At 40.0% G+C, this 23725-nt stretch carries 24 protein-coding genes; 16 read left to right on the top strand and 8 right to left on the bottom strand.

Translation table 11 applies throughout. The features are described 5' to 3' along the window. Positions 1–12: 12 nt before the first annotated feature. The 3 genes from I593_RS07335 (at position 13) to arsH (ending at position 2291) form a co-directional block, all read left to right on the top strand. On the top strand, positions 13–336 hold the full coding sequence (locus tag I593_RS07335) for an ArsR/SmtB family transcription factor (RefSeq protein WP_016166938.1): 324 nt from the start codon (positions 13–15) through the stop codon (positions 334–336). Between the two features lie 204 nt (positions 337–540). Further along, positions 541–1590, top strand: coding sequence for an ACR3 family arsenite efflux transporter (arsB, locus tag I593_RS07330; protein ID WP_016166937.1), 1050 nt, complete (start codon positions 541–543; stop codon positions 1588–1590). Beyond that, entirely contained in the window at positions 1587–2291 is a 705-nt protein-coding gene (gene arsH / locus I593_RS07325; protein ID WP_016166936.1) for an arsenical resistance protein ArsH, read from the top strand. Before arsB ends, arsH begins: the two co-directional genes overlap by 4 nt. 56 nt (positions 2292–2347) lie before the next feature. On the opposite strand, the gene folE is transcribed toward arsH, so the two are convergent. Together folE and I593_RS07315 are read right to left on the bottom strand one after the other, a co-directional pair. Beyond that, on the bottom strand, positions 2348–2896 hold the full coding sequence (gene folE / locus I593_RS07320; RefSeq protein ID WP_171069590.1) for a GTP cyclohydrolase I FolE: 549 nt from the start codon (positions 2894–2896) through the stop codon (positions 2348–2350). Positions 2897–2989: 93 nt separating this feature from the next. Then, on the bottom strand, positions 2990–3676 hold the full coding sequence (locus tag I593_RS07315; RefSeq protein WP_016166934.1) for a Smr/MutS family protein: 687 nt from the start codon (positions 3674–3676) through the stop codon (positions 2990–2992). Positions 3677–4156: 480 nt separating this feature from the next. On the opposite strand from I593_RS07315, the gene I593_RS07310 reads away from it, so the two are divergent. Beyond that, positions 4157–4408, top strand: a complete 252-nt coding sequence (locus I593_RS07310; protein ID WP_016166933.1) for a DUF2798 domain-containing protein — start codon at positions 4157–4159, stop codon at positions 4406–4408. Positions 4409–4517: 109 nt separating this feature from the next. Here I593_RS07310 and trpC read toward each other — a convergent pair whose 3' ends face one another. The 5 genes from trpC to I593_RS07285 form a co-directional block, all read right to left on the bottom strand. Beyond that, positions 4518–5324 (bottom strand): indole-3-glycerol phosphate synthase TrpC, encoded by an 807-nt coding sequence (gene trpC / locus I593_RS07305; RefSeq protein WP_016166932.1) that lies wholly within the window; start codon positions 5322–5324, stop codon positions 4518–4520. A gap of 14 nt (positions 5325–5338) precedes the next feature. Further along, positions 5339–6385, bottom strand: a complete 1047-nt coding sequence (trpD, locus tag I593_RS07300; protein ID WP_016166931.1) for an anthranilate phosphoribosyltransferase — start codon at positions 6383–6385, stop codon at positions 5339–5341. Further along, positions 6386–6970: an anthranilate synthase component II gene (locus I593_RS07295; RefSeq protein WP_016166930.1), complete on the bottom strand. Its 585-nt coding sequence runs from the start codon at positions 6968–6970 to the stop codon at positions 6386–6388. 191 nt (positions 6971–7161) lie between these two features. Then, positions 7162–7485: a putative quinol monooxygenase gene (locus I593_RS07290; RefSeq protein WP_016166929.1), complete on the bottom strand. Its 324-nt coding sequence runs from the start codon at positions 7483–7485 to the stop codon at positions 7162–7164. Between the two features lie 11 nt (positions 7486–7496). Beyond that, positions 7497–8081, bottom strand: a complete 585-nt coding sequence (locus I593_RS07285; RefSeq protein ID WP_016166928.1) for an NAD(P)H-dependent oxidoreductase — start codon at positions 8079–8081, stop codon at positions 7497–7499. Between the two features lie 1021 nt (positions 8082–9102). On the opposite strand from I593_RS07285, the gene I593_RS07275 reads away from it, so the two are divergent. The 8 genes from I593_RS07275 to I593_RS07240 all read left to right on the top strand — a co-directional run bounded on the left by I593_RS07275 (position 9103) and on the right by I593_RS07240 (position 20862). Continuing rightward, complete coding sequence (locus I593_RS07275; protein ID WP_016166927.1) at positions 9103–10272, top strand: OmpP1/FadL family transporter; 1170 nt, start codon at positions 9103–9105, stop codon at positions 10270–10272. Positions 10273–10610: 338 nt separating this feature from the next. Next, positions 10611–12443 (top strand): allophanate hydrolase, encoded by a 1833-nt coding sequence (atzF, locus tag I593_RS07270; RefSeq protein ID WP_016166926.1) that lies wholly within the window; start codon positions 10611–10613, stop codon positions 12441–12443. A 16-nt stretch (positions 12444–12459) separates the two neighbouring features. Next, positions 12460–16059 carry an urea carboxylase gene (uca, locus tag I593_RS07265; protein ID WP_016166925.1) on the top strand — a complete coding sequence of 1200 codons (3600 nt, stop codon included), beginning with the start codon at positions 12460–12462 and terminating at the stop codon, positions 16057–16059. A gap of 15 nt (positions 16060–16074) precedes the next feature. Next, entirely contained in the window at positions 16075–16761 is a 687-nt protein-coding gene (locus I593_RS07260) for a GntR family transcriptional regulator (protein ID WP_016166924.1), read from the top strand. Between the two features lie 135 nt (positions 16762–16896). Continuing rightward, the gene (locus I593_RS07255) at positions 16897–17907 is read left to right on the top strand and encodes a CobW family GTP-binding protein (protein WP_016166923.1); all 1011 of its coding nucleotides are present in this window, start codon (positions 16897–16899) and stop codon (positions 17905–17907) included. Between the two features lie 61 nt (positions 17908–17968). Further along, entirely contained in the window at positions 17969–18499 is a 531-nt protein-coding gene (locus tag I593_RS07250) for a YaeQ family protein (protein ID WP_016166922.1), read from the top strand. A gap of 28 nt (positions 18500–18527) precedes the next feature. After that, positions 18528–18866, top strand: a complete 339-nt coding sequence (locus tag I593_RS07245; protein ID WP_016166921.1) for an FKBP-type peptidyl-prolyl cis-trans isomerase — start codon at positions 18528–18530, stop codon at positions 18864–18866. 202 nt (positions 18867–19068) lie between these two features. Beyond that, complete coding sequence (locus I593_RS07240; protein ID WP_016166920.1) at positions 19069–20862, top strand: sensor domain-containing diguanylate cyclase; 1794 nt, start codon at positions 19069–19071, stop codon at positions 20860–20862. Positions 20863–20866: 4 nt separating this feature from the next. Here I593_RS07240 and I593_RS07235 read toward each other — a convergent pair whose 3' ends face one another. Further along, positions 20867–21310 (bottom strand): GNAT family N-acetyltransferase, encoded by a 444-nt coding sequence (locus I593_RS07235; RefSeq protein WP_016166919.1) that lies wholly within the window; start codon positions 21308–21310, stop codon positions 20867–20869. A 263-nt stretch (positions 21311–21573) separates the two neighbouring features. On the opposite strand from I593_RS07235, the gene I593_RS07230 reads away from it, so the two are divergent. The 4 genes from I593_RS07230 to I593_RS07215 all read left to right on the top strand — a co-directional run bounded on the left by I593_RS07230 (position 21574) and on the right by I593_RS07215 (position 23681). Further along, positions 21574–22062 (top strand): hypothetical protein, encoded by a 489-nt coding sequence (locus I593_RS07230; protein ID WP_016166918.1) that lies wholly within the window; start codon positions 21574–21576, stop codon positions 22060–22062. A 106-nt stretch (positions 22063–22168) separates the two neighbouring features. Then, entirely contained in the window at positions 22169–22753 is a 585-nt protein-coding gene (gene pnuC, locus I593_RS07225; RefSeq protein ID WP_016166917.1) for a nicotinamide riboside transporter PnuC, read from the top strand. Positions 22754–22770: 17 nt separating this feature from the next. After that, positions 22771–23046, top strand: coding sequence for a hypothetical protein (locus I593_RS07220; protein WP_016166916.1), 276 nt, complete (start codon positions 22771–22773; stop codon positions 23044–23046). Between the two features lie 137 nt (positions 23047–23183). Further along, positions 23184–23681 (top strand): DUF2505 family protein, encoded by a 498-nt coding sequence (locus I593_RS07215; RefSeq protein WP_016166915.1) that lies wholly within the window; start codon positions 23184–23186, stop codon positions 23679–23681. Positions 23682–23725: the final 44 nt, after the last annotated feature.

Raw genomic sequence — 23725 nt, 5'->3', positions numbered from 1 at the left:
TTGGGCTGTAAAATGGATCAAACTGATTTCTTTAAATGTCTCTCTGACCCCACTCGCTTAGATATCATTAAATGGGTACTCGTGAGAGAAAATGTCTGTGTATGTGAACTGACGGAATTATTGCAATTGAGTCAGCCTAAGATTTCACGACATTTGGCATTGTTAAGAAATTTGTCGGTTTTATTAGATCAGCGCAAAGGGCAGTGGGTATATTACCGCGTAAATCCAGACTTACCTGAATGGGCGAATGCGGTGTTAAAGATCATTGCTCAGTCAGCGCAAACAGACAGAGAAACTCTTTATTTGAATACTTCGACCAATGTCCATTGTGATTGATTCACTTTATTCAGTAGGTCTATTGTCCGATAACTGATGTTTGAATGAATTTAATACCTAGATGGAGTCCTGATTAAATAAAATCAGAGTCGAAGGTGTCTTGTATTTAGAAGATTGGATGCTTGTTTGTTTTAAGCTGATCAAAAAATCTATCGAATGAGATCTATTCGATACAAAAACATATCTCCCTGATTGAGAAAATACATGTCGACTTCTAGACTTTCTTTTTTAGACCGCAATTTAACCTTGTGGATTTTTATTGCCATGGCGCTTGGAGTGGCAATAGGGGTATTTATCCCTCAAGCTTCGGTTACTTTAAATCAAATGCATGTCGGCAGTATCAATATTCCAATTGCCATTGGTCTTATTGTGATGATGTATCCACCGTTGGCAAAGGTGGACTATGCAGCTTTACCAGAAGTTTTTAAAGATAAGCGAACCTTGATGCTGTCACTGGTACAAAACTGGTTGATTGCACCGTGTCTGATGTTTGTCTTGGCAATCATATTTTTACAATCTTATCCCGAATACATGACAGGACTGATCTTAATTGGGCTGGCACGTTGTATTGCCATGGTTTTGGTTTGGAATGATCTGGCATGTGGCGATAACCAATATGTTGCAGCATTAGTTGCATTTAACAGTATTTTCCAGATTTTATTCTTCAGCAGTTATGCATGGTTATTCCTGAGTTTCTTACCGCCATATTTCGGGGTTGATGCTCAAGTCATTCAAGTTAGTTTTTGGATGATTACCCAAGCGGTACTGATCTATTTGGGCATTCCATTTTTATTGGGCTTTTTAACCCGACTGATTTTAGTCAAACAAAAAGGCTTGGCGTGGTATCAAACCCATTTTCTGCCAAAAATTGGTCCACTCAGTTTAATGGCATTGCTCTTCACCATTGTAGCGATGTTTAGCCTCAAAGGTGGTGAAGTGGTCAGTCTGCCGATGGATGTATTGCGTATTGCGATTCCATTGACCATTTATTTTGTGGTGATGTTTTTTATCAGCTTCTTTATGAGTAAATGGATGGGCAATAACTACGCGCGTACCACTGCGATTTCATTTACGGCTGCGGGCAACAACTTTGAATTGGCATTGGCTGTTGCGATTGCAACCTTTGGTTTGGCTTCTCCAGTCGCATTTACCACGGTTATTGGCCCTTTAGTGGAAGTTCCTGTGTTAATTGCATTGGTCAGTGTGTCTTTATGGTTACGCAAAAAATATTTTAAAACTGAGGTTCTGGGATGAGTTTTGCAAATATTGATTTAGCGTTATTACCAAAGCCGACACTAGAGCAAGTCCAAGCGAAAGCTATTCAGCATCCGCCACGCATTTTGCTGTTGTATGGTTCAAACCGTGAGCGTTCTTATAGCCGTTTAGCAATACAGGAAGCGGGTCGAATTCTGGAATACTTCGGCGCTGAAGTGAAAATTTTCCACCCTAAAGGCTTACCTTTGCCAGAGGATGCTGATCTGGAACATGCAAAAGTCAAAGAGTTGCATGAACTGTTGGCTTGGTCTGAAGGCATGGTTTGGTGTTCACCAGAACGTCATGGTTCCATGAGTTCGATTTTTAAAGCACAGATTGACTGGATTCCACTGGCAGCAGGTGCCATTCGTGCTACACAAGGTAAAACGCTGGCCTTGATGCAAGTGTGTGGTGGTTCGCAATCGTTCAATGCGCTCAATCAAATGCGTATTTTAGGACGCTGGATGCGTATGATCACCATTCCAAATCAGTCTTCGATTCCAAAAGCATTCTTGGAATTTGAAGAAGATGGCTCCATGAAAGATTCCTCTTTCTACACACGTATTGTGGATGTGATGGAAGAATTGTATAAATTTACTTTGTTGACTCGTGGTCAGGCAGCCTATTTAACAGATCGTTATTCAGAACGTGTTGAAACCGCTGAGCAGTTGTCGAAGCGTGTGAATCAGCGTTCGCAATAAGATAAAAATAAACCCCGAAAGATTCGGGGTTTATTTTTTAATTCATTTGAGATGAATCAGTAACTTTCAGGCACTGCACTGAGGAATTCACGGCGTGATTCTTTATCGGTTTTAAATTCACCAATAAATGAAACGGTACGAGTTGTTGACTCTTGTTTACCGACACCGCGCATCATCATGCACATATGCGCAGAATCAATCACCACAGCAACACCACGTGCTTGAGTGACTTCAGCAACCGCTTCTGCAATTTGCTGGGTCAAGTTTTCTTGAATTTGCAAACGACGTGCGAACATTTCAGTAATGCGAGCAAATTTAGACAAGCCAAGCACATGGCCTTCAGGTAAATAGGCAATATGTACACGACCATAAAAAGGTAGGAGATGGTGTTCGCAGAGCGAATAAAATTCAATATTTTTCACCAAGACCATTTCACGGTTGTCTGATGGAAACACCGCTTTATTGGTGACTTCTTCTAGCGTCTTACTATAACCAGACGTTAAATACGAAAACGCTTTAGCAGCACGCACAGGTGTATCAACCAAACCTGGACGATTCAGGTCTTCACCAACGGCAGTTAAAATATTTGCGTAGGATTGCTGCATAGACATAAGACGTTTTCACTTACTCTTATATTGAACAAGGACGGCATTGTACCAGAAAACCGAAAAAATACCGTGTTTAATATCAAAATCCGATTACTGTTTGTGCTTCGGATTTTTTTCTGAACGTTTAAGTAGAACTAAAACCGCGCCCGTACCCCCCTGATTATCAGGTGCGCTGACAAATGCCAGTACGTCACGATGTTGACGTAACCAACCGTTGACATAGGTTTTTAAAATGGCTTCAGGCCCTTTGCCGTGGACAATTTTAATGACATTTTGATTTTCATCTTTTGCCATTTGAATAATTTGTAATACGGCAGCACGGGCTTGTTCTACAGTACAGCCATGCAAATCTACAGCTTCAAACCAGCGTAATTTACCAGCTTTTAAATCTTCAAAAACTTTATGTTGCAACGTCGCAATACGGTAACTCAAGTTTGCTTGACTGGCTACAGGGTTAAGCATGGCTTGTGTATCGGAAAGTTCAGCCATTTCAGATTCAGTTGGACCAACAGCCGCTGCTCGCTTTGCTAAAACCTGAGCGTCTAATTTCTTTTTTGGACTTTTGGCAATTTGAGCGATGTTGCCTGCCTCTATTTTTTGTACACCTTGCATGGATTTTAGAAATAATTCGGCATCATCTGGCTCAGCTATTGCAGCTTGCTTTTTCGCTTCAACTTGCTGTTCAGCAGGGGTTGAATGTGGATGATTAATTTGCTTTTTAAAAGCCTTCAGTAAGTTGTACTGATCTTTAGAAAGCGATGAATCATGTTTGCTCATAATGTCCAGAAATAACTGCAAGATGGGGTTTAAACGGCAATTATAGTCGGATTTTGCAGTAAATTGAACTGAATTACATACATTGGCTGTTGTGTAGAATGTAAATAAGAGATTGCTGGTGAGTTTTTTTGTTTTTCTAAAATAACACCAAGTGAAGCACTGATTTATGGGAAAGATGTTTTTATGCGGTTTGGTTGGTAAGAAAAGAAGTTGAATGATTCGATAACAATAATGGGATGGAAAAACATAAAAGATATATTAAGATATATCTTATTGAGTGATTGGTTCTCCTAATACATCAACAGGGAAAGATCTTTTATGAAAAAAAAGAGTTGATTACATTAGAAAAGTTGCGGATTTGACTTGAGATAGCTCGTTGAGCTATAGCGGAAACTTAGAGGGATTTAAACCATTGAGCCTAGCCTCTTACTCCATTTGTATGACTTCTTCTGTAAATCGTAAATCAAAAAGGTGATTCTTATGGCAAAAATTCATGTTAAGCATATGTCTTGGCTCATGCCTTTGTTCTTATCGGGGCTGATGAGTGGCTCCCTGTCTTGTTTTAATCTTTTTGTGAATAAAGGCTTAATGCATGGTTTCGTAGAAAAGTGGTTGCTAACATGGGCGATGTCTTGGCTCATCGCTTATCCACTGATTTTAATCTTTATTCCCTTAGTTAGAAAAGTTTTGATGTTGATTGTTCAAGTACCTGAGGAGTCGGCTAAGTCGTGATTGCCTAGTTTGGAAACTTTTATTTGAATTGATCTTATGGAAGGGTGGGCTTGAGTTGAATACGACTAAGTTGCCATCAGAGTACAAAATTTATTCTGATGGCATCCGTTTAAATTTCGACAGGCTGACCAAATAATGCGGTGAAGGCATGATCTGGACGAGTTTGCTTCATGAAGCTTTCACCGACCAAGAAGCTATGAATATCATGCTCTTGCATCATACGAACATCTTCTGGGGTTGCAATGCCACTTTCAGTAATGAGTAAGCGAGAGGGATCGAGTAATTTCTTCAAACGAATTGATGTATTTAAATCCACATCAAAGGTTTTAAGATTACGGTTATTCACCCCTAACAAGCAGCGCTCAGAAAGTTGTAGAGCACGCTCAAGTTCTTCCTCATCATGTACTTCAACCAAGACATCCAAATTGTGCTCGAATGCGGTTTTTGACATTTCTTCTAATTGTTGGTCCGACAAGCAGGCGACAATCAGTAAAATACAGTCAGCATGCAGGGCACGCGCCTCGATGACATTGTACGGGTCTACTAGAAAATCTTTGCGCAGTGCTGGCAAAGCACAGTGTGTACGCGCGATTTGAATATTCTCATCTGCACCTTGGAAAAAATCGACATCAGTTAAAACCGATAGGCAAGCCGCACCCGCTTGTTCATATTGTGCTGCAATTTCAGCAGGATTAAAGTTTTCACGAATAATCCCCTTTGAAGGTGATGCTTTTTTGATTTCAGCAATGACACCTGGGCGCTTCTTCATCAATGCTTGAGCAAAACCACGCACGGGTGTTGCTTCTTGTGCCCATTGTTCCACATCATGCAGGCTACGTTGCTTGAGGCGTGCTGCCAGTTCTTCATGTTTACGATCAACAATTTTGCCTAAAATTGTATTTGCGATATCAACCATGTGAGCATCCTTCCTTAAGCTTCGTATTGTTTGAGTGTTTTGGTAAATTCAGATAGCACACTCATTTTTTCTAAAGCCTGCCCACCGTAAATAATGTCATGTGCTAAAGCCACACCTTGTTTATAAGTTTTGGCTAAACCAGAGATATAAATGCCTGCGCCTGCATTTAAGGCAATCATGTCTGCGGCTTTGGCGCCACGATCAGATTTTTTTCGGCCGAGCGCATCTTTAATCAGGGCTAAACTTTCAGCAGAATCTTCAATAATTAAGCCTGTGAGGGTTTGCGATTCAATCCCGACATCTTCAGGATTAATCACCCATTCAGTCACTTCGCCATCTTTTAGTTCAGCAACATAAGTTGATGATGCGAGGCTAATTTCATCTAGTCCGTCTTTAGAATGCACCACCATCACGTGTTCAGCGCCAAGTTGCTTCATCACTTCTGCAATTGGTCGACACAATTCATTCGAGAACACACCAATCACCAGACGTTTTACTCCAGCTGGATTCGTAAGCGGGCCGAGTAAGTTGAAGATGCTACGGATACCGAGTTCCTTACGTGGACCCACTGCATATTTCATGGCTTTATGATGGTTGGGTGCAAACAGGAAGCCAACGCCAATTTCACGAATGCAACGCTCAGTTTGTTGCATGTTCAAATCAAGATTAATGCCTGCTTGTTCTAATAAGTCAGATGAGCCAGATTTGGTTGATACACCGCGGTTACCATGTTTGGCGATGGTGGCACCAGCCGCAGCGATGACAAAAGCTGAAGCGGTAGAAACGTTAAATAAATTCTGCCCATCACCACCCGTTCCGACAATATCAATCAGATTTGGGACATCGCTCACATCAATTTTTGTGGCGAACTCACGCATCACGCGTGCAGCTGCCGTAATTTCATCAATGCTTTCGCCTTTTAAGCGCAGTCCCATCATGAGCGCACCAATTTGTGCATCGGTGGCTTCACCACTCATGATAGTCCGCATGACCTCTTCCATTTGTGGCTGAGTCAGGTGGATATTCTTGGTAATATGATTTAAAGCTTGTTGAATATTCATTTATGCATAAATCTCTAAAAAGTTTTTGAAGATTTGGTGTCCGTGTTGGCTGAGGATCGATTCTGGATGGAACTGCACACCTTCGACAGGCAGTGTCTTATGTTTTACGCCCATAATTTCTTCCATTGAGCCATCAGCTTCTTGGGTCCAGCAAGTAACTTCTAGGCAATCTGGCAAGCTCGCTTGATCAATCACCAAAGAGTGATAGCGGGTTGCAGAGAAGGGTGAAGGTAGATTGCTAAAAATTCCCTTGTCACTGTGATACATGTCTGATAAACGCCCATGCATAACGGTTTTGGCGCGAACGATATTACCGCCAAAAGCTTGTCCGATACTTTGATGACCTAAGCACACACCGAGTAATGGAATTTTTCCAGCAAAATGTTGAATGGCTGGAATAGAAATGCCTGCTTCAGTAGGTGAGCAAGGTCCCGGACCAATGACCAAATACTTCGGTTGCCATCGTTCAATGTCTTCCAAGGTCACGGCATCATTACGGACTACTTTTACTTCTTGGTTCAACTCGCCAAAATATTGCACGATGTTGTAAGTAAAGGAGTCATAATTGTCGATCATGAGAAGCATTTCAGATGTAACCTCTTGAGTTGCATAATTTTATAACTTAGCGCTTTGATTGTTACCCGTTTGGTTACCCGTTTTAAATTGAGTGCCTATATTTGAGTTTGGCATAAAAAAGCCTGCTAAGCGCAGGCTACTTTATCAGTTTTTAACTGTCTTGTGATAATTTCATACACAATCATCATGCTACGAAGGATTTAATTATTATTTAGCCCCAAGTGCATAATCCGAATTTTTGTTTCTTTTACGGCATCTTTCACCTTTTGTTGAAAGTCTTGCATATGCGCCGTGTTTAAATGCTGCTCCAAATGCGCTAAAGACAGCCATTTTTCAAACATAATAATCGAATTTTTAGGTTTGTACTGGAAACTGGCGTTACTGTCTTGATCAATATAAAGCTCATAACCAAAACAACCTGCTTCCTGTAGCACTTTAGGCGTGACATTCTTAAATGCATTCAGGACAGTTTCAAAATGTACTATACCTTCATGAATTTGAATTTCTGCAATGACAGTTAACATGGTGATGTCCTTTATACTGTAAAAATCGTGTCTAAGTGTGCGCGATAGGCTTCTAAATATTGAGGTACATTCGGTGCTTTAATGACGTCATTGACAATAAACGTGTCTAAACCTTGCATACCTAAGAATTGATTTGCTTTGTGAAAGGGTAGATAGACACCATCGACCCCAACTCCCTCAAAGAATTGTTCTTGATCTTCAAATGCTTCGATCGGAGCATTCCACGTGAGAGAAAGCATATATTTTTTGTCGTGAATTAAACCACCTGATCCATATTTTTTGCTGGCATCACTACGTGAACGCCCATCATTGGCATACAACGTACCATGACCTATAGTAAAAACATCGTCGATGTATTTCTTCATAGTCCATGGCGCACCCATCCACCAACCTGGCATTTGATAAATAATTACATCCGCCCAAACATAGTTTTCAACTTCTTGCTGAATGTCATATTGAGCATCTGTTCTTGTAATACGAACATTGTGTCCCTGTTGACTTAAATGGGTGTTTGCAAAATTGGCTAGTGTGTCGTTAAGTTCGCCATTTGAATGCGCGAATTGTTTTGCACCATTGACAATCAGAATGTTTTTCATTGAATGACTCAACCAAATTTTTTGAATTGGGCAAAAGTATAATTAAGTCTTTGATGCTGAAAAATCGATGAATCTGCAAAATATTCTTGATTATAAGTCAACAATTGGGTTTTAAAATTGCATAACAGAACTAGAGAGTAGATCGTAAAAGTAGCAATTTTATTGCTGTGACATCCATTGTTAAGCAATTAAAAAATCAAGAATTTTAAAGGGCTTTGTTTCTGATGATGATCATTAAGTTGTGACATCTTGATGTTAAATTGAAGGTTTAAAATTTAATCATGATTGATGAATAGTAGCATATGGTCTAGTGCATTTTTTCTGGATTATTTATGCAGCATTTTTTTAATTTTTTCTCCTTCAAAACCATTCACTAACCATTCTTTTGCATGGGTGTTTCATTCTTTGAGACTGCTAATCTTCAGATGCCGATTGCATCTCAGTGAATGAGTGAAATTCGTAAGTAATATTTTTAAGAAATCCATAATTAAGGATGACTATGGTTTTCTTAGAAATATGTTACTTGTTGAAAAATATCGATGTGAAATCGAACGATTAAAGATAGTAACTATTGGATTCGAAAAGAACATAGATATTTTGCTCTTGTGGGATTACAAGAGTTTGCTGCTAAAAAGAATTTGGAATCAGGATGATAAATAAGAAATAACAGATTTTGGTGTAAAAAAAAAGTACATCACTGTTTCATGACAAGGACATGAGTATCATTCCATTTTTGGGGCTCTATACCGTAATCGTGAGCAGAACTCTCTTAATTCAAATATAGCTTTGTTTACTTGAGCTCATCGGATCGAATTGAGCATCTAAAATAGTGAGCGTTATTTTCTGGATTACAGTTTTGAGTATTAAAAATACTGCGTAATAGCAGCAAGCTAAAACTATCTGAATTACCCCACATGGGTAACCACCGAGATTAAGTAGTTCACTATTTAATCTTTAATAAGTGCGTGTATTTATAGGATCGAAACACGTTCACTTGTTTAAATTGACTAAAGGAATAGAGATGAAATTCAATAAGAAAAAATACCTCAATATTGCGGTATTGTCTGGTCAAACTTTTGCTGCTGGTTTAGAGCGCTCGCCACAGCAAATCGATGCGCTGTTTGAAAAGGGTACCTATGCAGAAGTAAGTTATACGCATATTGATCCTGATGTACAGGGGACTGACACGAGTGGAAATCATATATCTGATCTGACAGAAGATTTTCAAACAATGGGTTATGCCGTAAAAACTGACTTAAACCCAAGCTTCCGTTTGGCGCTCATTTATGATGAGCCATATGGTGCAAAAGTAAAATTTGAAGGCGAGAATAATTTTATCGCGACCAATTTACCTGCATCTGATGCCTATACACGCGTTGAGGTAAAGTCAAAAAACCTCACAACTTTATTGGGTTATAACCTCAATAAAAACTTTATGATCTATGGTGGTCCTGCATTACAAGAACTACAAGCAGATGTACATTTACGTGGTTTAACGTATCAAGCCTCAAGTGGATATAACAATAGTTTTGATGATATGGCTGTAGGTTGGGTTGCGGGTATGAGCTATGCCAAGCCTGAGCTAGGTATTCTTGCATCGTTAACTTATCGTTCTGAAATTGAACATAAAACAGCAATTAAAGAAGATGTTCCTTTGGAAGACCTAATTGGCTTCGATTATTCACATACCAATAGAGGCAGTGTGACAACGCCAGAGTCTGTGAACTTAAATCTGCAAACGGGTTTAAATCAGACTACGGCTGTATTTGCTAGAGTCCGTTGGGTGCCATGGAGTGATTTTGCTTACTATCCACCAGCATTAAAAGCGACCACTGCATATGCGTTACAAAATGGACGAGGGTTGCCTTTAGTAACGTATCATGATGACCAAACCGCTGTTGAACTTGGTGTTGGTAAGCGCTTATCACCAAAACTTGCAATGTCTGTTTCTGGTTTATGGGACTCTGGTGCAGGTGCACCTGCACCAACTTTAGGTCCTGTTGAAGGTTATTGGGGTGTGGGTTTAGCGGCTAAATACAACATTAACCAAAATGTCGCTTTTAGTTTAGGTGGTCGTTATATGTGGTTTGGTGATGTAAAAGGTGAGGTATCAGATGGCCGTGTCGTTGGTGATTTCAAAGATAATACTGGTTATGCCGTGGGGATGAAAATTTCTTATTCATCTAAATAATCAATAAAAATATTTACCAGTTTAGGTCCTTCCTTCTCCCTGAAAATGGGGGAAGGAAATTTTTTACTCATGGTCTTTTAAATTTACCATCACGTTTTTTTGCTGCTTTTTTATTTCTACCTTCTATTGGCTTATTCATGTTTTAAAATGCAGCACGCTTTAGTGCATAACGTATGTTTTACTGTATTAAAAAAATGCATCCTTTTATTTCCAAGTACTCATTTAAATGTAGGTTTGTATGTAAATTTAATCAAAATATTGATTTTTAATAATAAATAAATATTGGCATAAAATTCGCTTTATGAATCTTAACTTGTATACAAGATAGGATGCATAAAGTGAGCATACTTCAATCTTTTGGCTGGACCATCGCAGAATGGCAAAATGCCTATAAAACACAACATATTCAATTGACGGATTTAATCAACTGGGTACAGGCTTTTGATACAGAAGATACAGCGTGGATTTCCCTGGCGACTCCCCAAATTTTGCAACAACAGATTGAAGAATTAGAAAAACATAGTGCGGCAAGTACAGCATTATTTGAACAGTTTCCCCTGTATGGCATTCCATTTGCAGTAAAAGACAACATTGATGTTGTCGGTTTTGCATCAACAGCAGGTTGTATGCTTTTAAAAGATATGGTGACTGAAGATGCGGAAACTGTACGTTTGCTGAAACAGGCTGGTGCGATAGTGGTGGGCAAAACCAATCTTGATCAATTTGCAACAGGCTTGGTCGGTACACGTTCTCCATTTGGGGCAGTCCCGAATAGTTTTAACTCTGAGTATGTTAGTGGCGGTTCAAGTTCAGGTTCTGCCAGTGTGGTGGCACGTGGTTTGGTACCATTCTCATTAGGCACAGATACCGCAGGTTCTGGTCGTGTACCTGCCGCTTTTAACAATATCGTGGGGTTAAAACCAACCAAAGGACGTTTTTCAAATTATGGTTTAATGCCAGCCGTAAAAAGTATTGACTGTATTTCCATATTTGCCTTAACGGTAGACGATGCGGAGGTCGTGGCGCAGGTACTGGAACAATTTGATGTGCGTGATAGTTACTCACGACATAACCCTAAAACAGCACCCGCAAAATTATCTTCGGCACTTCATTTTGCGATTCCAAAAACTTTGCAATTCTTTGGTGATGTGCAAGCAGAGCAGGCTTTTCAGCAAGCCCTTGCACAGCTAAAGCAAATGAATGTCACGTTGACTGAAATTGAATTTTCAATTTTTGAACAATTGGCAACACAGCTTTATCAAGGCCCGTGGGTGGCTGAGCGTACGATAGCAGTTGAAACATTACTCTCACAATCTCCAGAAGCATTTGATCCAACCGTCTTGGAGATTGTTCAACAAGGCAAAAACTATACGGCACTCGATGCTTATAAAGCCGAATATCTCAAAAATGATTTGGCGCGACAAATTCAAGAGTTGCTGTCAGAGTTTGATGCCTTGGTTGTACCTACATCACCAACCATTCATACCCTTACAGAAATGCAGCAGGAGCCGATTCAATATAATTCACATTTTGGCACTTATACAAATTTTACCAATCTTGCCGACTTAAGTGCTTTGGCACTCCCTGCGGGTTTCCGCGAAGATGGTTTACCGTTTGGCATCAGCTTGATTGCACCAGCATGGCATGACCGTGCTTTGGCAGATTTTGGTCGTCAATGGCAAGCGCATCTGCAATTGCCTTTAGGTGCGACAGGACGTCCTTATCCTGAAAATGTAAAGCCAATTTCAACACCATCTGCACAGCATATTCGTGTGGCGGTAGTAGGTGCACATTTAACAGGCATGCCCCTGAATTTCCAACTTAGCACACGCCAAGCAGTGCATGTTGAAACTACTAAAACCTCAGCCAATTATGCCTTGTATGCACTGAATGGCACGATTCCGCCAAAACCTGGTTTGGCACGTCAAAGTAACGGACAGGAAATTATCGTGGAACTCTGGGATGTGCCAACAGCTCGATTTGGTGAGTTTGTCGCTGAAATTCCAACGCCATTGGGGATGGGCAATGTTGAGCTGAGTGATGGGCGTTGGGTCAAGGGTTTTATTTGCGAGCCTTATGGTTTAGCCGATGCTGAGAACATCAGTCACTTTGGGGGCTGGCGCGCCTATATTCAGCATCGTACTGCACAACAACTACAAACAACATATTAAAAAAATAGGAACACTCATGTTTAAAACCGTATTAATTGCCAACCGTGGTGAAATTGCTGTACGTGCGATTCGTACCTTAAAAAAATTAGGAATCACTAGTGTTGCGGTGTATTCGGACAGTGACCGTTATGCGCAGCATGTTCAAAATGCTGATCTGGCAGTGGACTTACAAGGAACCAAACCCGCTGATACCTATTTATCGATTGAAAAATTAATTGCTGCTGCTAAACAAACAGGTGCTGAAGCAATTTTTCCAGGCTATGGTTTTTTGTCTGAAAGTGCTGAATTTGCACAAGCCTGTGAAGCCAACCATATTGCTTTTATGGGGCCAACTGCCGAACAGATTTTGGAATTTGGTCTGAAACATCGTGCGCGTGAATTGGCTGCTGCTGCACATGTCCCAATGACACCGGGGACAGGTTTGCTCAATAGTTTAGAAGAAGCATTGGTTGCTGCGGCAGAAATAGGTTATCCAATTATGCTGAAAAGCACCGCAGGAGGCGGCGGTATTGGTTTAACCCGCTGTGATACGCCTGAAGCACTGCAAGATGCCTATGCTAGTGTCAAACGTTTAGGTGAACAATTTTTTAAAGATGCAGGCGTGTTTTTAGAACGTTTTGTCGATAAAGCACGTCATGTTGAAGTCCAGATTTTTGGCGATGGCTTGGGTCAAGTAGTGGCAGTAGGTGAGCGTGATTGCTCATTGCAGCGCCGTAACCAGAAAGTGGTGGAAGAAACGCCTGCTGCATTATTGCCTGAAGCGACGCGTCAAAAGTTGCATCAAGCGGCAGTAGAACTAGGTGCTTCGGTTAACTATCGTAGCGCGGGCACCGTCGAGTTTATTTATGATGCTGCACGTGATGAGTTTTATTTCTTGGAAGTCAATACTCGTCTACAAGTCGAACATCCTGTGACAGAAATGGTAACAGGGCTGGATTTAATTGAATGTATGCTCAAAGTGGCTGCGGGTGATGGCTTAGATTGGGAAAAATTACAGAATATTCAGCCACAAGGCGCAGCGATTGAAGTGCGTATTTATGCTGAAGACCCAGTTAAAAATTTCCAGCCTAGTCCAGGGGTATTAACTGAAGTTTATTTTCCTGAACACGCTCGTGTAGATACATGGGTGGCGACGGGCACAGAAATTTCACAATACTTTGATCCGATGATTGCCAAAATCATTGTGCATGCGGAAAACCGTGAACAAGCGATTGCAAAATTACAGCAAGTGCTGAGTGAAACACGCCTTAATGGTATTAGTACCAACTTGGATTATGCCCGTGCAGTCATTGCTGATCAGCGTTTTGCCGAAATGAACATTTGGACACGGATGTTAGATGATTTTACGTATGTGCCCAAAGTAATTGAAGTTTTGCAGCCGGGAACTTTAAGCTCGATTCAAGATTATCCGGGACGGACAGGCTATTGGGATATTGGTGTGCCACCTTCAGGGCCAATGGATGATTATGCCTTCCAATTGGGCAATAAAATTGTGGGTAATCCACAAAATGCTGCTGGGTTTGAATTTACCTTACTCGGACCTACACTCAAGTTCCACACAGCAACGACCATTGCTTTAACAGGTGCACCTTGTTGTGCAACCTTGGATGATCAGCCGATTACATTCTGGTCGGCGATTCAGGTGAAGGCGGGGCAGGTGCTTAAACTGGGTCAAGTTGAGTCGGGATGTCGAACGTATTTGGCTGTACGTCATGGTTTGGATGTCCCACTATATTTAGGCAGTCGTGCAACTTTTGCTTTAGGTAACTTTGGCGGACATGCAGGTCGTACATTACGTACTGGAGATATGATTAAACTGGTTGATCCTGATATGCCGCATACTGGATTAACTTTGGCGGCAGCAGAGCCTCAAGATCTCGCACTTGATTTAATTCCAAGTTATGGGCGTGAATGGAAAATTGGTGTGCTTTACGGTCCGCATGGTGCCCCAGATTTTTTTAAAGCAGAATATATTGAAGAGTTTTTCCAAACCGAATGGACAGTACATTTTAACTCGAACCGTTTAGGGGTTCGTCTATCGGGTCCTACACCAAGTTGGGCACGTGAAAATGGTGGTGAAGCAGGCTTACATCCCTCCAATGTACATGACTGTGAATATGCAATTGGGGCAATTAACTTCACGGGAGATTTTCCTGTAATCTTGGCAAAAGATGGCCCGAGTCTGGGTGGTTTTGTTTGTCCAGTGACGATTGCCAAAGCAGAGCTGTGGAAAGTAGGACAATTAAAAGCTGATGATAAAATTAGTTTTTACCCGATGACAGTCGAGCAAGCCAATGCTTTAGAACGTCAGCAAATTGAACAGATTGAGCATTTTGCTACTGCTCAAATGGTTGCAGAAAGACCAGCAGAAATCGAGCTAGGTAGTACCATACTGTCTTTACGTGAGGAAACCACAACAACACCAAAAACAATCTATCGTCAGGCAGGAGACAGTTATATTCTACTGGAATATGGTGAAAATGTATTAGATTTGGCGCTACGTTTACGCGTGCATCAATTGATGCAAATGATTCGTAATGCCAACCAAGATGGCATTTTAGAACTGTCACCTGGGGTGCGTTCACTGCAAATTAAATATGATGGTCTGGTGATTTCACAGCCACAACTGATTGCACATTTACTTGAGTTGGAATCTTCAATGGGAGATTTAAGCCAGCTCAAAATTCCATCTCGGATTGTGCATTTGCCAATGGCATTTGAGGACAGTGCGACTTTGGGCGCTGTGGAGCGTTATCAGGAAAGTGTCTGCGCCAAAGCACCATGGCTGCCCAACAATGTTGATTTTATTCAACGGATTAATGGCTTAGACAGCCGTGAACAAGTCCGCGACATTATTTTTGATGCCAATTATTTGGTGCTTGGCTTAGGTGATGTCTATTTGACTGCACCTTGTGCGGTGCCAATTGATCCGCGTCATCGTTTACTCAGTTCGAAATATAATCCTGCACGTACCTTTACTGCGGAAGGGACGGTCGGTATTGGCGGTATGTACATGTGTATTTATGGTATGGACTCACCGGGTGGCTATCAGTTGGTGGGGCGTACTTTGCCTATCTGGAATAAATTTAAACAAAACAAACAATTTGGTGATAAGCAATGGTTCTTGCAGTTCTTCGACCAAATTAAATTTTTCCCTGTTACCGAAGCAGAATTGAATCAATGGCGTACCGATTTTGCACATGGTGTAGCGCAGATTCAAATTGAAGAAACTGAGTTTGATTTTGCCAATTATACCCAATTTTTACAGGACGAAGCGGAAAGCATTGCCGCATTCAAGCAACAGCAACAACACGCTTTCAGTGCAGAAGTCGGGCGTTGGAAAGAGGAACATAGCACGCAACCCGAAGAAATCGTTCAGCAACAGTTCGAGGACTTTGGAGATTTCTTGGCTGTGAATGCGTCTATGACGGGGAATATTTGGAAAATTTTTGTTGAGTCTGGTCAGGAGATTAAAAAAGGTGAAACAGTTGCTATTATTGAAGCCATGAAAATGGAGCTGCCTGTGTATGCGACTGAAGATGGCATCGTTAAAGCGGTCATTTGTCGTGCGGGACAAACCGTACACAGCGGAGAACCTTTGGTGTATATGGAATAGAGTTGAGTAGAGGAAATGAAAAGCGCGACAAGTAAAAGTGCAGACAATTTGTCCGCGCTGGTGTATCAACGCATTAAGAACGATATTTTCGATTTCAAATTAATGCCAGGTGAACGTTTTACTGAGTCTGAAGTTGCACAAGCATATGAGGTGAGTCGAACTCCAATTCGGCAAGCTTTGTATCGCTTGCAGCAAGAAGGCTATGTCGAGGTCAGTTTCCGCAGTGGTTGGCAAGTCCGACCACTGAACTTCCGCTATTATGAAGAACTGTATGATGTGCGGATTGTGCTGGAAAAAGATGCCATTTATAAGTTGTCACAGCAAGATTGTGAGCAATCCAGTGAGTTGGCAAGACTGAAAGCAATTTGGATGGTGGAACCGCAAGATTATCTGAATGACATAAAGCAACTCTCGCAACTGGATGAGGATTTTCACTGCGCTTTGGTTCGTGCAGCAGGCAATAATGAGATGGCGCGAATTCACTTAGACTTAAGTGAAAAAATACGGATTATCCGCCGTTTAGATTTTTCTAAACAGTACCGTATTGAAGCCACATATCAGGAACATCAACATATTTTAAAATTAATTTTTGAGCAAAAAACTGAAGAAGCAATCGCGGCAATTGCCACCCATATTCAGCAAAGTCGAGATGAGGTGAAAAAGATTACCTTACACATGTTGGATCCGAGCCAGTTTGTTTAAATTTATATTCAATATCGGTTTAAAAATACATTCGACGACATATGAGTTCGTAATATGTACATGCAGCGAAAGTGAAGATTTTGTTATACTATTACATTAATCTTCACTTTTTGTTTGGCTTGCGAGCATCTCATTTTGAAACTGTTGACCCCACAAAAATCCGTACCGACCCATATTATTTCTGGATTTTTAGGTGCAGGAAAAACTACATTACTGAATAGCTTATTGGCACAAAAGCCTAAAGGCGAAGTCTGGGCTGTCTTGATGAATGAGTTTGGTCAAATAGGGGTGGATCAAAATCTGCTTCCGCAAACCGAAGGTTATGCCGTAAAGGAGCTTTTAGGCGGTTGTTTGTGTTGCAGCAGTCAATTGCCCATGCAAATTGCATTATCTCGTTTATTGTCTGAAACTCAACCTGATCGTTTATTCATAGAACCTACAGGTTTGGGTCATCCAGCTCAACTGTTAGAGCAACTGACTGAACCACATTGGCAAAGCCAAATTCAAATGCGTGCTTTAGTTACGGTGGTGGATGGTTCGCGTTTGCATGAACAGGAATGGGTGAAACAGAATCTGTATGCTGATCAGTTGAAAGCCGCGCAAATCGTGGTGATTTCACATGCGGAACATATGCAAGCGGTTGATGAACAGGCTTTACAACAGTTGCAGCAGGAATATCTGGCCTATGCTCAGACATGGTTAAAACCTACTTTGGGGCAACTCCAACTGGTAGAAATTGATTTGCCATATCAAGGTATACAACGCAAAATCCAGCCATTAATTCAGATTCAAAAAAAGTACAGTAATGAGTCTGCATTACCTGAAATTAAGCAACTACCTTATCATTATGTAGAAACTGCGCAGGGTTATAGTGTGGCAGGGTGGAAGTTTTCCAAGCGTTGGCAATTTGATTTCTACGATTTACTTGACCTGTTATGCGAACAGCAGCAGTGGCTCAGAATCAAGGGTATTTTTAATACCAATCAAGGTTGGAAAAGTTTTAATTTTAATCCGAATCAGTTTAATTATCAGTCTGCACCTGAAAATGTCGATAACCGTATTGAAGTAATTGTACAAACTGAACGAGATTGGGCGTTATTCGAAACTCAGTTACTTGCCTGCCGTATAGATACGGAAACGGATTAAAACTGTTCAGCAAAATTGTGTTAAATCTTATATGCTAGGCGCCAAATTTGAGGATCATTTCATGGCGTTAAAAGCAACAATTTATAAGGCAGATTTAAATATTGCCAACATGGATATTCACCAATATGGTGATTATCAACTCACCATGGCATTGCACCCATCAGAAACCATTGAACGTTTGATGGTTCGAATTTTGGCATTTGCACGTTACGCGAGCGAACAGTTGGAATTTACCAAAGATCTATTTGAAACTGATGAACCTGCACTCTGGGAAAAAGACCTGACAGGTCAGTTGGTACATTGGATTGAGGTGGGTTGTCCTGACGAAGATAAAGTCAAAAAAGCCAGCGCACGTTGTAAGTCGGTTGCCGTGGTTGCTTACGGTACGGCAGTTGAAGAGTGGTATAAACGCAATAGCAAATTAAAAACCCTCAGTAATGTTGAAGTTTGGCAATTATCACCAGCGACTACCGAAGCCATTCAGCAATTGTGCGAACGTACCATGCAATTGCAGTTGAATGTGATGGATGGTGAGTGGACGCTCATAGGTGATCATGCTCAAGCACAAATTGAGTGGATTCAGTTACAGTAAACTTAAGCGTGTTCGAGGAGTATTGAATATGTCAAACGAATTAGAAATTATTGATTTAGTTGTAGGCGAAGGTAAAGAAGCTGTAAAAGGCGCTTTAATTACCACACATTACACAGGCTGGTTGGAAGACGGAACTAAATTCGATTCTTCACTTGACCGTGGCAACTATTTTGAATGTGTGATTGGTACGGGCCGTGTGATTAAGGGCTGGGATCAGGGCATTATGGGCATGAAAGTGGGTGGTAAACGTAAACTGATTGTACCTGCGCATTTAGCCTATGGTGAGCGAAAAATGGGTAATATTATTCCAGCCAACTCGAATTTAATTTTTGAAATTGAATTATATGACGTGAAAACACGTGACTAATAATATTTGAAAAATAAACCATAGCATATTTAGGAAAAAGCGTGCTATGGTTAAACTTGCTACTGAAAATAAACGTTTTTTAGTGCATTTTATTTTATATTAAAAATCAAATTCGCGAATAAGGAATAAACGCGACTTGAAGATAAGAATATTTAAGCCATATACGATATTGCATTTTATCCTTTATGCGCTGACATGTTTCATGTTGCTGTTACAGCAATCCAGTTGGGCACTGTATGAACCAGTTGCCGAGTCTTATTACGCGCATCAAAAGAATATTAATTCAGTCCCATTTGAAGAAAATACGACCACGTATTTGTCAGGACAATGGCAGTATTATCCAAAGCAATTATTGCAAACCGCAACACCGACCAGATCCTCTAGAACCGTACTTTTACCGATTTCCTTTAAAGAAATGGGTTACCCGCAAAATACTTATGGCACTTTTGTTGGTCATTTTAAGATACCGAAAGAGTTTATAGGACGCCGTATTGCCATTTGGATTCCAAATCAATATGGCGCTTATCGGATGTATTTAAATGGTGACTTTCTATTAAGACTAGGTAAGGTTGGCAAAACCATTCAAACTCATAAAACCGAAAATGCACCACGCTTTGCTTATTTCATTGCCGAAAGTGAATATTTTACTGTCACCATGCAGGTATCGAGTTTTCAGAGTTTACATGGCGGTTTAGAAAATCCAATGCGAATTGGGGTGAGTCAAACAGTGAACCGCCAATTCCAACAACTAATGATGAGCATTGCGGGCGTATGCGGTGCAGTCATTGGCGTTGGTGTATTCACCATATTATTTGCCATTTTCCGAGGGGCCAGACATAACCAAAGCCATGGTTTCTTAGTGTTTGGCGTCTTTATTATTTTTTTAGCTTTACACAATTTATTTTCTGCACCCTATGTCTATACGGTGTTTACCAATATTGATTGGTTATGGGGAACACGGCTCGAATATATTTTTACCTATCTATCGGCGTTTTTCTTTATCAATTACATGTTTTTACTCAATCAGCGCTATTTGCATCCCGCAGTTTTTACCATAGCTGTATTTGTATTGAGTTTTGACATAGTCATTACTTGTTTATCAATGCCTGAAGTTTTTGAAAAATTGGCATTTTATAGTTTTTTGTTGGGAATTATTGTGGTGCTGAACTTCGCTTACGGATTCTATCAAACCGTAAATAGGCACGAACCATATTCCACTATTAATTTATGGGCAGTGGTGTTGTTGTGTGTCACTTTTCTACATGATTTTTTACTGAGTTTAAATTGGATCGATTCAGTTAACTTATCTTTTGCTTCGACCAGTTTTTATGCTTTTTTAATCATGGTACAACAATCAAGAAATTATGCTTATCACTCCGATCGAATTGAGAAGTTGAATAATAATTTATTAGAACTTAATTCCTCATTGGATCAAAAAGTAAAAGAACGCACTGTACAGTTAAGTGAGCTAAATGAAAGGCTAGAGATACAGGCGCAAACCGATGCACTAACAGGGGCTTTTAACCGCCGTGCCTTGAATTCAGAAATTCAGCGTCAGTTTAATGAAACTGCACAGCAGCATAATGCTGTGTTGGCTTTTGCTATGTTAGATGTTGATTATTTTAAAAAATATAATGATTATTATGGACATCTCAAAGGAGATGAAATCCTGCAACAATTGGTCCAAGTAATTCAACGTAATTTGCCTGAGCACGCTTATTTAGCCCGTTACGGCGGTGAGGAATTTGCGGTTATATTGCGGAATATGCCTGTGGTGGTGGTTGAAAAATCATTGCAGCATTTGCTTCAAATTATTCGTCAGCATCAGTTCGAACATATGAATCGTGGCGATCATAAACAATACGTGACCATAAGTGTTGGTGCTGCTTATATTGATCGAAATCACCATTACCCTGATATTCATGAACTAATGAAAGCGGCAGATCAGCAGCTTTATCTCGCCAAAAATGCAGGGCGAGATCAATTGAAAATGTAAAAGACTAAATATATTTAATCATGGGGATAGTGTGTTGCTCTGGAGTTGCATATGCACGGATTTGGAAGCCATGCTTTTGGTAAAACGACATTGCTGTTTGTGTGCTATCAAGGGTGATTTGTTGCAAATTTCTGAGTTTCAAATGGGAAATAGCGCTGTTGAGTAAGGCAGAACCTATACCCTGATGTTGCATTTCTGGCAGCGTATAATTCAGCAGTATTTTGCCAGTGTCACTGACCATAATAAAGCCGACAGTTTGTTGATTGATGCTGTAAATCCAACTGTCGTTATAATGCATCCATAACAATAAATTACTATGTGTTTTGTTTTCCAGCCAAGCCTGAATTTTACTTTCCACACGTTGATGATCTTGTACACAGGAACGGATACTTTCCTGCAATACATGAAGAATCTCAGGAATATCCTGAATTTTTGCTGCCCTAATCATTGTTTGTTCTTATTTCCTGAAAACACGCTTATTTCATGTGAATTCGTGACATTGGAACAGTAGAGATTTGTTGTTTTTTTGGTGTGTTTTAGGTTTGATCTTTTAATAAAAAGTAGCCCTTAAATTTGAAGTAAATCACAAATTTTAACGAACTGTATATGCATTTAACTGATTTTTAAGATAATTGGGCTCATCCAAAATATAAAACAGCGTATGATATAAGTGACTGTAATGCTGAAGATATGCCTGAATAGGGGGACAATATGTTTAAAATTATTGTTTTGTGTTTATTAGGCTTTGCCCTGACAGCAGCGTGGCAGATTTTTATCAAAATCAAAGTGACTGAAAAGTATCGTGCTCGCTATTTTTCTAAAACCCTACCCGAAGATGCTCAAACAGAACTGACGGAAACAAAATTAATAGAAAGCAAAGTAATCGAAATTGAATATTATGATCAATTGCTGTTTGATGATGCTGTGAAACAGTTTTTTGAGCAAAATATTCATATTCGCGATATTCAAGCAGCAGAAGAAATCCAACATAATCTGCTTAAAAAATTACCTGCTAAAGCGTTAACCCAAATTCGCAAGCTAGATTTAAATGAGTGGTCGATTTATTGGAATTTCTATGACCAGTCACTTGAATATTATGTTGGAAAGTATGGCGTGTTTTGTAGCCATGTTGACCGAAATGGTGCAGAACATAAGTCTGAGTTTAAGACGCATCCTGAATCCACAGATCTCGTCTTTTAATCGCATCAAAAGTTTCAATATCATCTAGTTTGCCTCTTTTTATTGCAACTTGCGTTCTATGAAAAATTTCTCATAATGTGCCATCAGTTTTTAAAGTGAACCATTGATGTCTGGACTGGAAATTTTTGCTGTCATCATCAGCGTGATTGGCGTGGCGTTAACCATTAAACGCAATATGTGGTGTTGGTGGTTTAATTTTCTCGCTTTCGTTTTATATGCTTATTTGTTCTATACTTTTAAATTGTATGGAGAAACAATTTTACAGTTTTTCTTTATGGTGGTGAATTTCTACGGGTTTTATCATTGGCTGAAAGGTAAGCAGCAAGACCATGATATCCGTATCGAGCCGATTAAAACTAGTAGGGTAATTTGGCAAATATTGTTATCTGCACTGGCTGGATTGGCCTTTGGATTAAGTCTGAAATTCTGGACAGATGCAGCGGTGCCGATGTTAGATGCACAATTGGCAGCATTTAGCTTATTGGCAACCTATTGGACTAGCCGCAAACATATTGCGACATGGGTACTTTGGGTGTTTGTAGATATTGTTTATGTCGGGATGTTTATTTATAAAGATCTGTTTTTGACTGCAGGTTTATACGCTGCCTTTGTTGGTTTAGCCGCTTTTGGTTGGTGGCAATGGATTAAAGTCCAGAAAAAACAACAATTGGCAGGCATAAAAGCTGAATAGTAGGATTGTGCAAGAGAATGTTGATCCATTTTAATCAAGCCAAGTTACAGCAGTTTGATGAACTTGCCCGTAAAATTATTCAAAATCCAGAACAATATTTACAATTTGATTCAGTTTCAGACTTTTATCAAGGAGCTTGGCTTGACCTTTTTCCTAAAGGTACAACTTGGGCTGTAACAGGTTTAGATGATGGTGCAACAGAATTCTACGCCATCATTGAATTTCAGCATCATTATTTAAAGATCAAGTGCTTATCAGAAATCAGTGTGACTTTTGGCATTTCCAATACGTAAAATAAAAAATGGGTCAATGACAGTCTAAACAGAATTGACTTTAATCAGTCATGATATCAACGTATAGTCAACGTTGTTTTGTAATGAAAATACTCGCGCTTTTCCAACAGGATAAAACAAAAAAAGAAGGAACCGTCATGGCACATCAGTTTATTGTCAATGCAACCATACAGGGTGTATCTCTAGAAGAATTTAAACGTTTAGCTGCTGATACGACCCTACATGAACAAGTTTGTCGCCGAATTCCAGGTGAAAATTCGGAAATTTTAGAATCAAAAAAAGTAGGCGACATCTACACTCTGAAACGTGCTTATAATTTAGACGTAAACATTCCAGACATTGCCAAAAAACTATTAAAAGATGCATTTCGCTTGCACCGTACAGATGTTAGTAATCTCGAAGCCATGACATCTACTGTCGATTTAGGTGCGAATTTACCTTTACAAGCCAGTTGCAATCGTTCAGTTAAAGGCTCAGATCAACATATTGAATTTCAATTAGAATGGACTGTCAAAGTGAAAGTACCTTTAATCGGTGGAATATTAGAAAAACATGCTGAAGGGGAAATTCGTAAGTTCAGTGAAATTGAATTGACGATTGTTGAAGATGAATTAAAAAAGAATTTAACTGTTTAAACTTATTTGGGACGGAGATCAGCAAAGGGCGCCAGACTAGATGG

This window comes from Acinetobacter tandoii DSM 14970 = CIP 107469 (genome assembly GCF_000400735.1).
Taxonomy (GTDB): domain Bacteria; phylum Pseudomonadota; class Gammaproteobacteria; order Pseudomonadales; family Moraxellaceae; genus Acinetobacter; species Acinetobacter tandoii.
The sequence above is the reverse complement of the archived record's forward strand: the minus strand, read 5'-3'. Positions and strand labels throughout refer to the sequence as shown.

Bases quoted from the DNA above. Each gene is read 5' to 3' on its own strand.
- I593_RS07240 (WP_016166920.1), top strand. From the start codon at position 19,069: ATGTTGCTGTTACAGCAATCCAGTTGGGCACTGTATGAACCAGTTGCC.
- arsB (WP_016166937.1), top strand. From the start codon at position 541: ATGTCGACTTCTAGACTTTCTTTTTTAGACCGCAATTTAACCTTGTGG.
- I593_RS07315 (WP_016166934.1), bottom strand. From the start codon at position 3,676: ATGAGCAAACATGATTCATCGCTTTCTAAAGATCAGTACAACTTACTG.
- I593_RS07250 (WP_016166922.1), top strand. From the start codon at position 17,969: ATGGCGTTAAAAGCAACAATTTATAAGGCAGATTTAAATATTGCCAAC.
- I593_RS07220 (WP_016166916.1), top strand. From the start codon at position 22,771: ATGTTGATCCATTTTAATCAAGCCAAGTTACAGCAGTTTGATGAACTT.
- trpC (WP_016166932.1), bottom strand. From the start codon at position 5,324: ATGGTTGATATCGCAAATACAATTTTAGGCAAAATTGTTGATCGTAAA.
- I593_RS07245 (WP_016166921.1), top strand. From the start codon at position 18,528: ATGTCAAACGAATTAGAAATTATTGATTTAGTTGTAGGCGAAGGTAAA.
- I593_RS07295 (WP_016166930.1), bottom strand. From the start codon at position 6,970: ATGCTTCTCATGATCGACAATTATGACTCCTTTACTTACAACATCGTG.
- I593_RS07290 (WP_016166929.1), bottom strand. From the start codon at position 7,485: ATGTTAACTGTCATTGCAGAAATTCAAATTCATGAAGGTATAGTACAT.
- trpD (WP_016166931.1), bottom strand. From the start codon at position 6,385: ATGAATATTCAACAAGCTTTAAATCATATTACCAAGAATATCCACCTG.
- pnuC (WP_016166917.1), top strand. From the start codon at position 22,169: ATGTCTGGACTGGAAATTTTTGCTGTCATCATCAGCGTGATTGGCGTG.
- folE (WP_171069590.1), bottom strand. From the start codon at position 2,896: ATGCAGCAATCCTACGCAAATATTTTAACTGCCGTTGGTGAAGACCTG.
- uca (WP_016166925.1), top strand. From the start codon at position 12,460: ATGTTTAAAACCGTATTAATTGCCAACCGTGGTGAAATTGCTGTACGT.
- I593_RS07215 (WP_016166915.1), top strand. From the start codon at position 23,184: ATGGCACATCAGTTTATTGTCAATGCAACCATACAGGGTGTATCTCTA.
- I593_RS07335 (WP_016166938.1), top strand. From the start codon at position 13: ATGGATCAAACTGATTTCTTTAAATGTCTCTCTGACCCCACTCGCTTA.
- I593_RS07235 (WP_016166919.1), bottom strand. From the start codon at position 21,310: ATGATTAGGGCAGCAAAAATTCAGGATATTCCTGAGATTCTTCATGTA.
- arsH (WP_016166936.1), top strand. From the start codon at position 1,587: ATGAGTTTTGCAAATATTGATTTAGCGTTATTACCAAAGCCGACACTA.
- I593_RS07285 (WP_016166928.1), bottom strand. From the start codon at position 8,081: ATGAAAAACATTCTGATTGTCAATGGTGCAAAACAATTCGCGCATTCA.
- I593_RS07275 (WP_016166927.1), top strand. From the start codon at position 9,103: ATGAAATTCAATAAGAAAAAATACCTCAATATTGCGGTATTGTCTGGT.
- I593_RS07310 (WP_016166933.1), top strand. From the start codon at position 4,157: ATGGCAAAAATTCATGTTAAGCATATGTCTTGGCTCATGCCTTTGTTC.
- I593_RS07260 (WP_016166924.1), top strand. From the start codon at position 16,075: ATGAAAAGCGCGACAAGTAAAAGTGCAGACAATTTGTCCGCGCTGGTG.
- I593_RS07230 (WP_016166918.1), top strand. From the start codon at position 21,574: ATGTTTAAAATTATTGTTTTGTGTTTATTAGGCTTTGCCCTGACAGCA.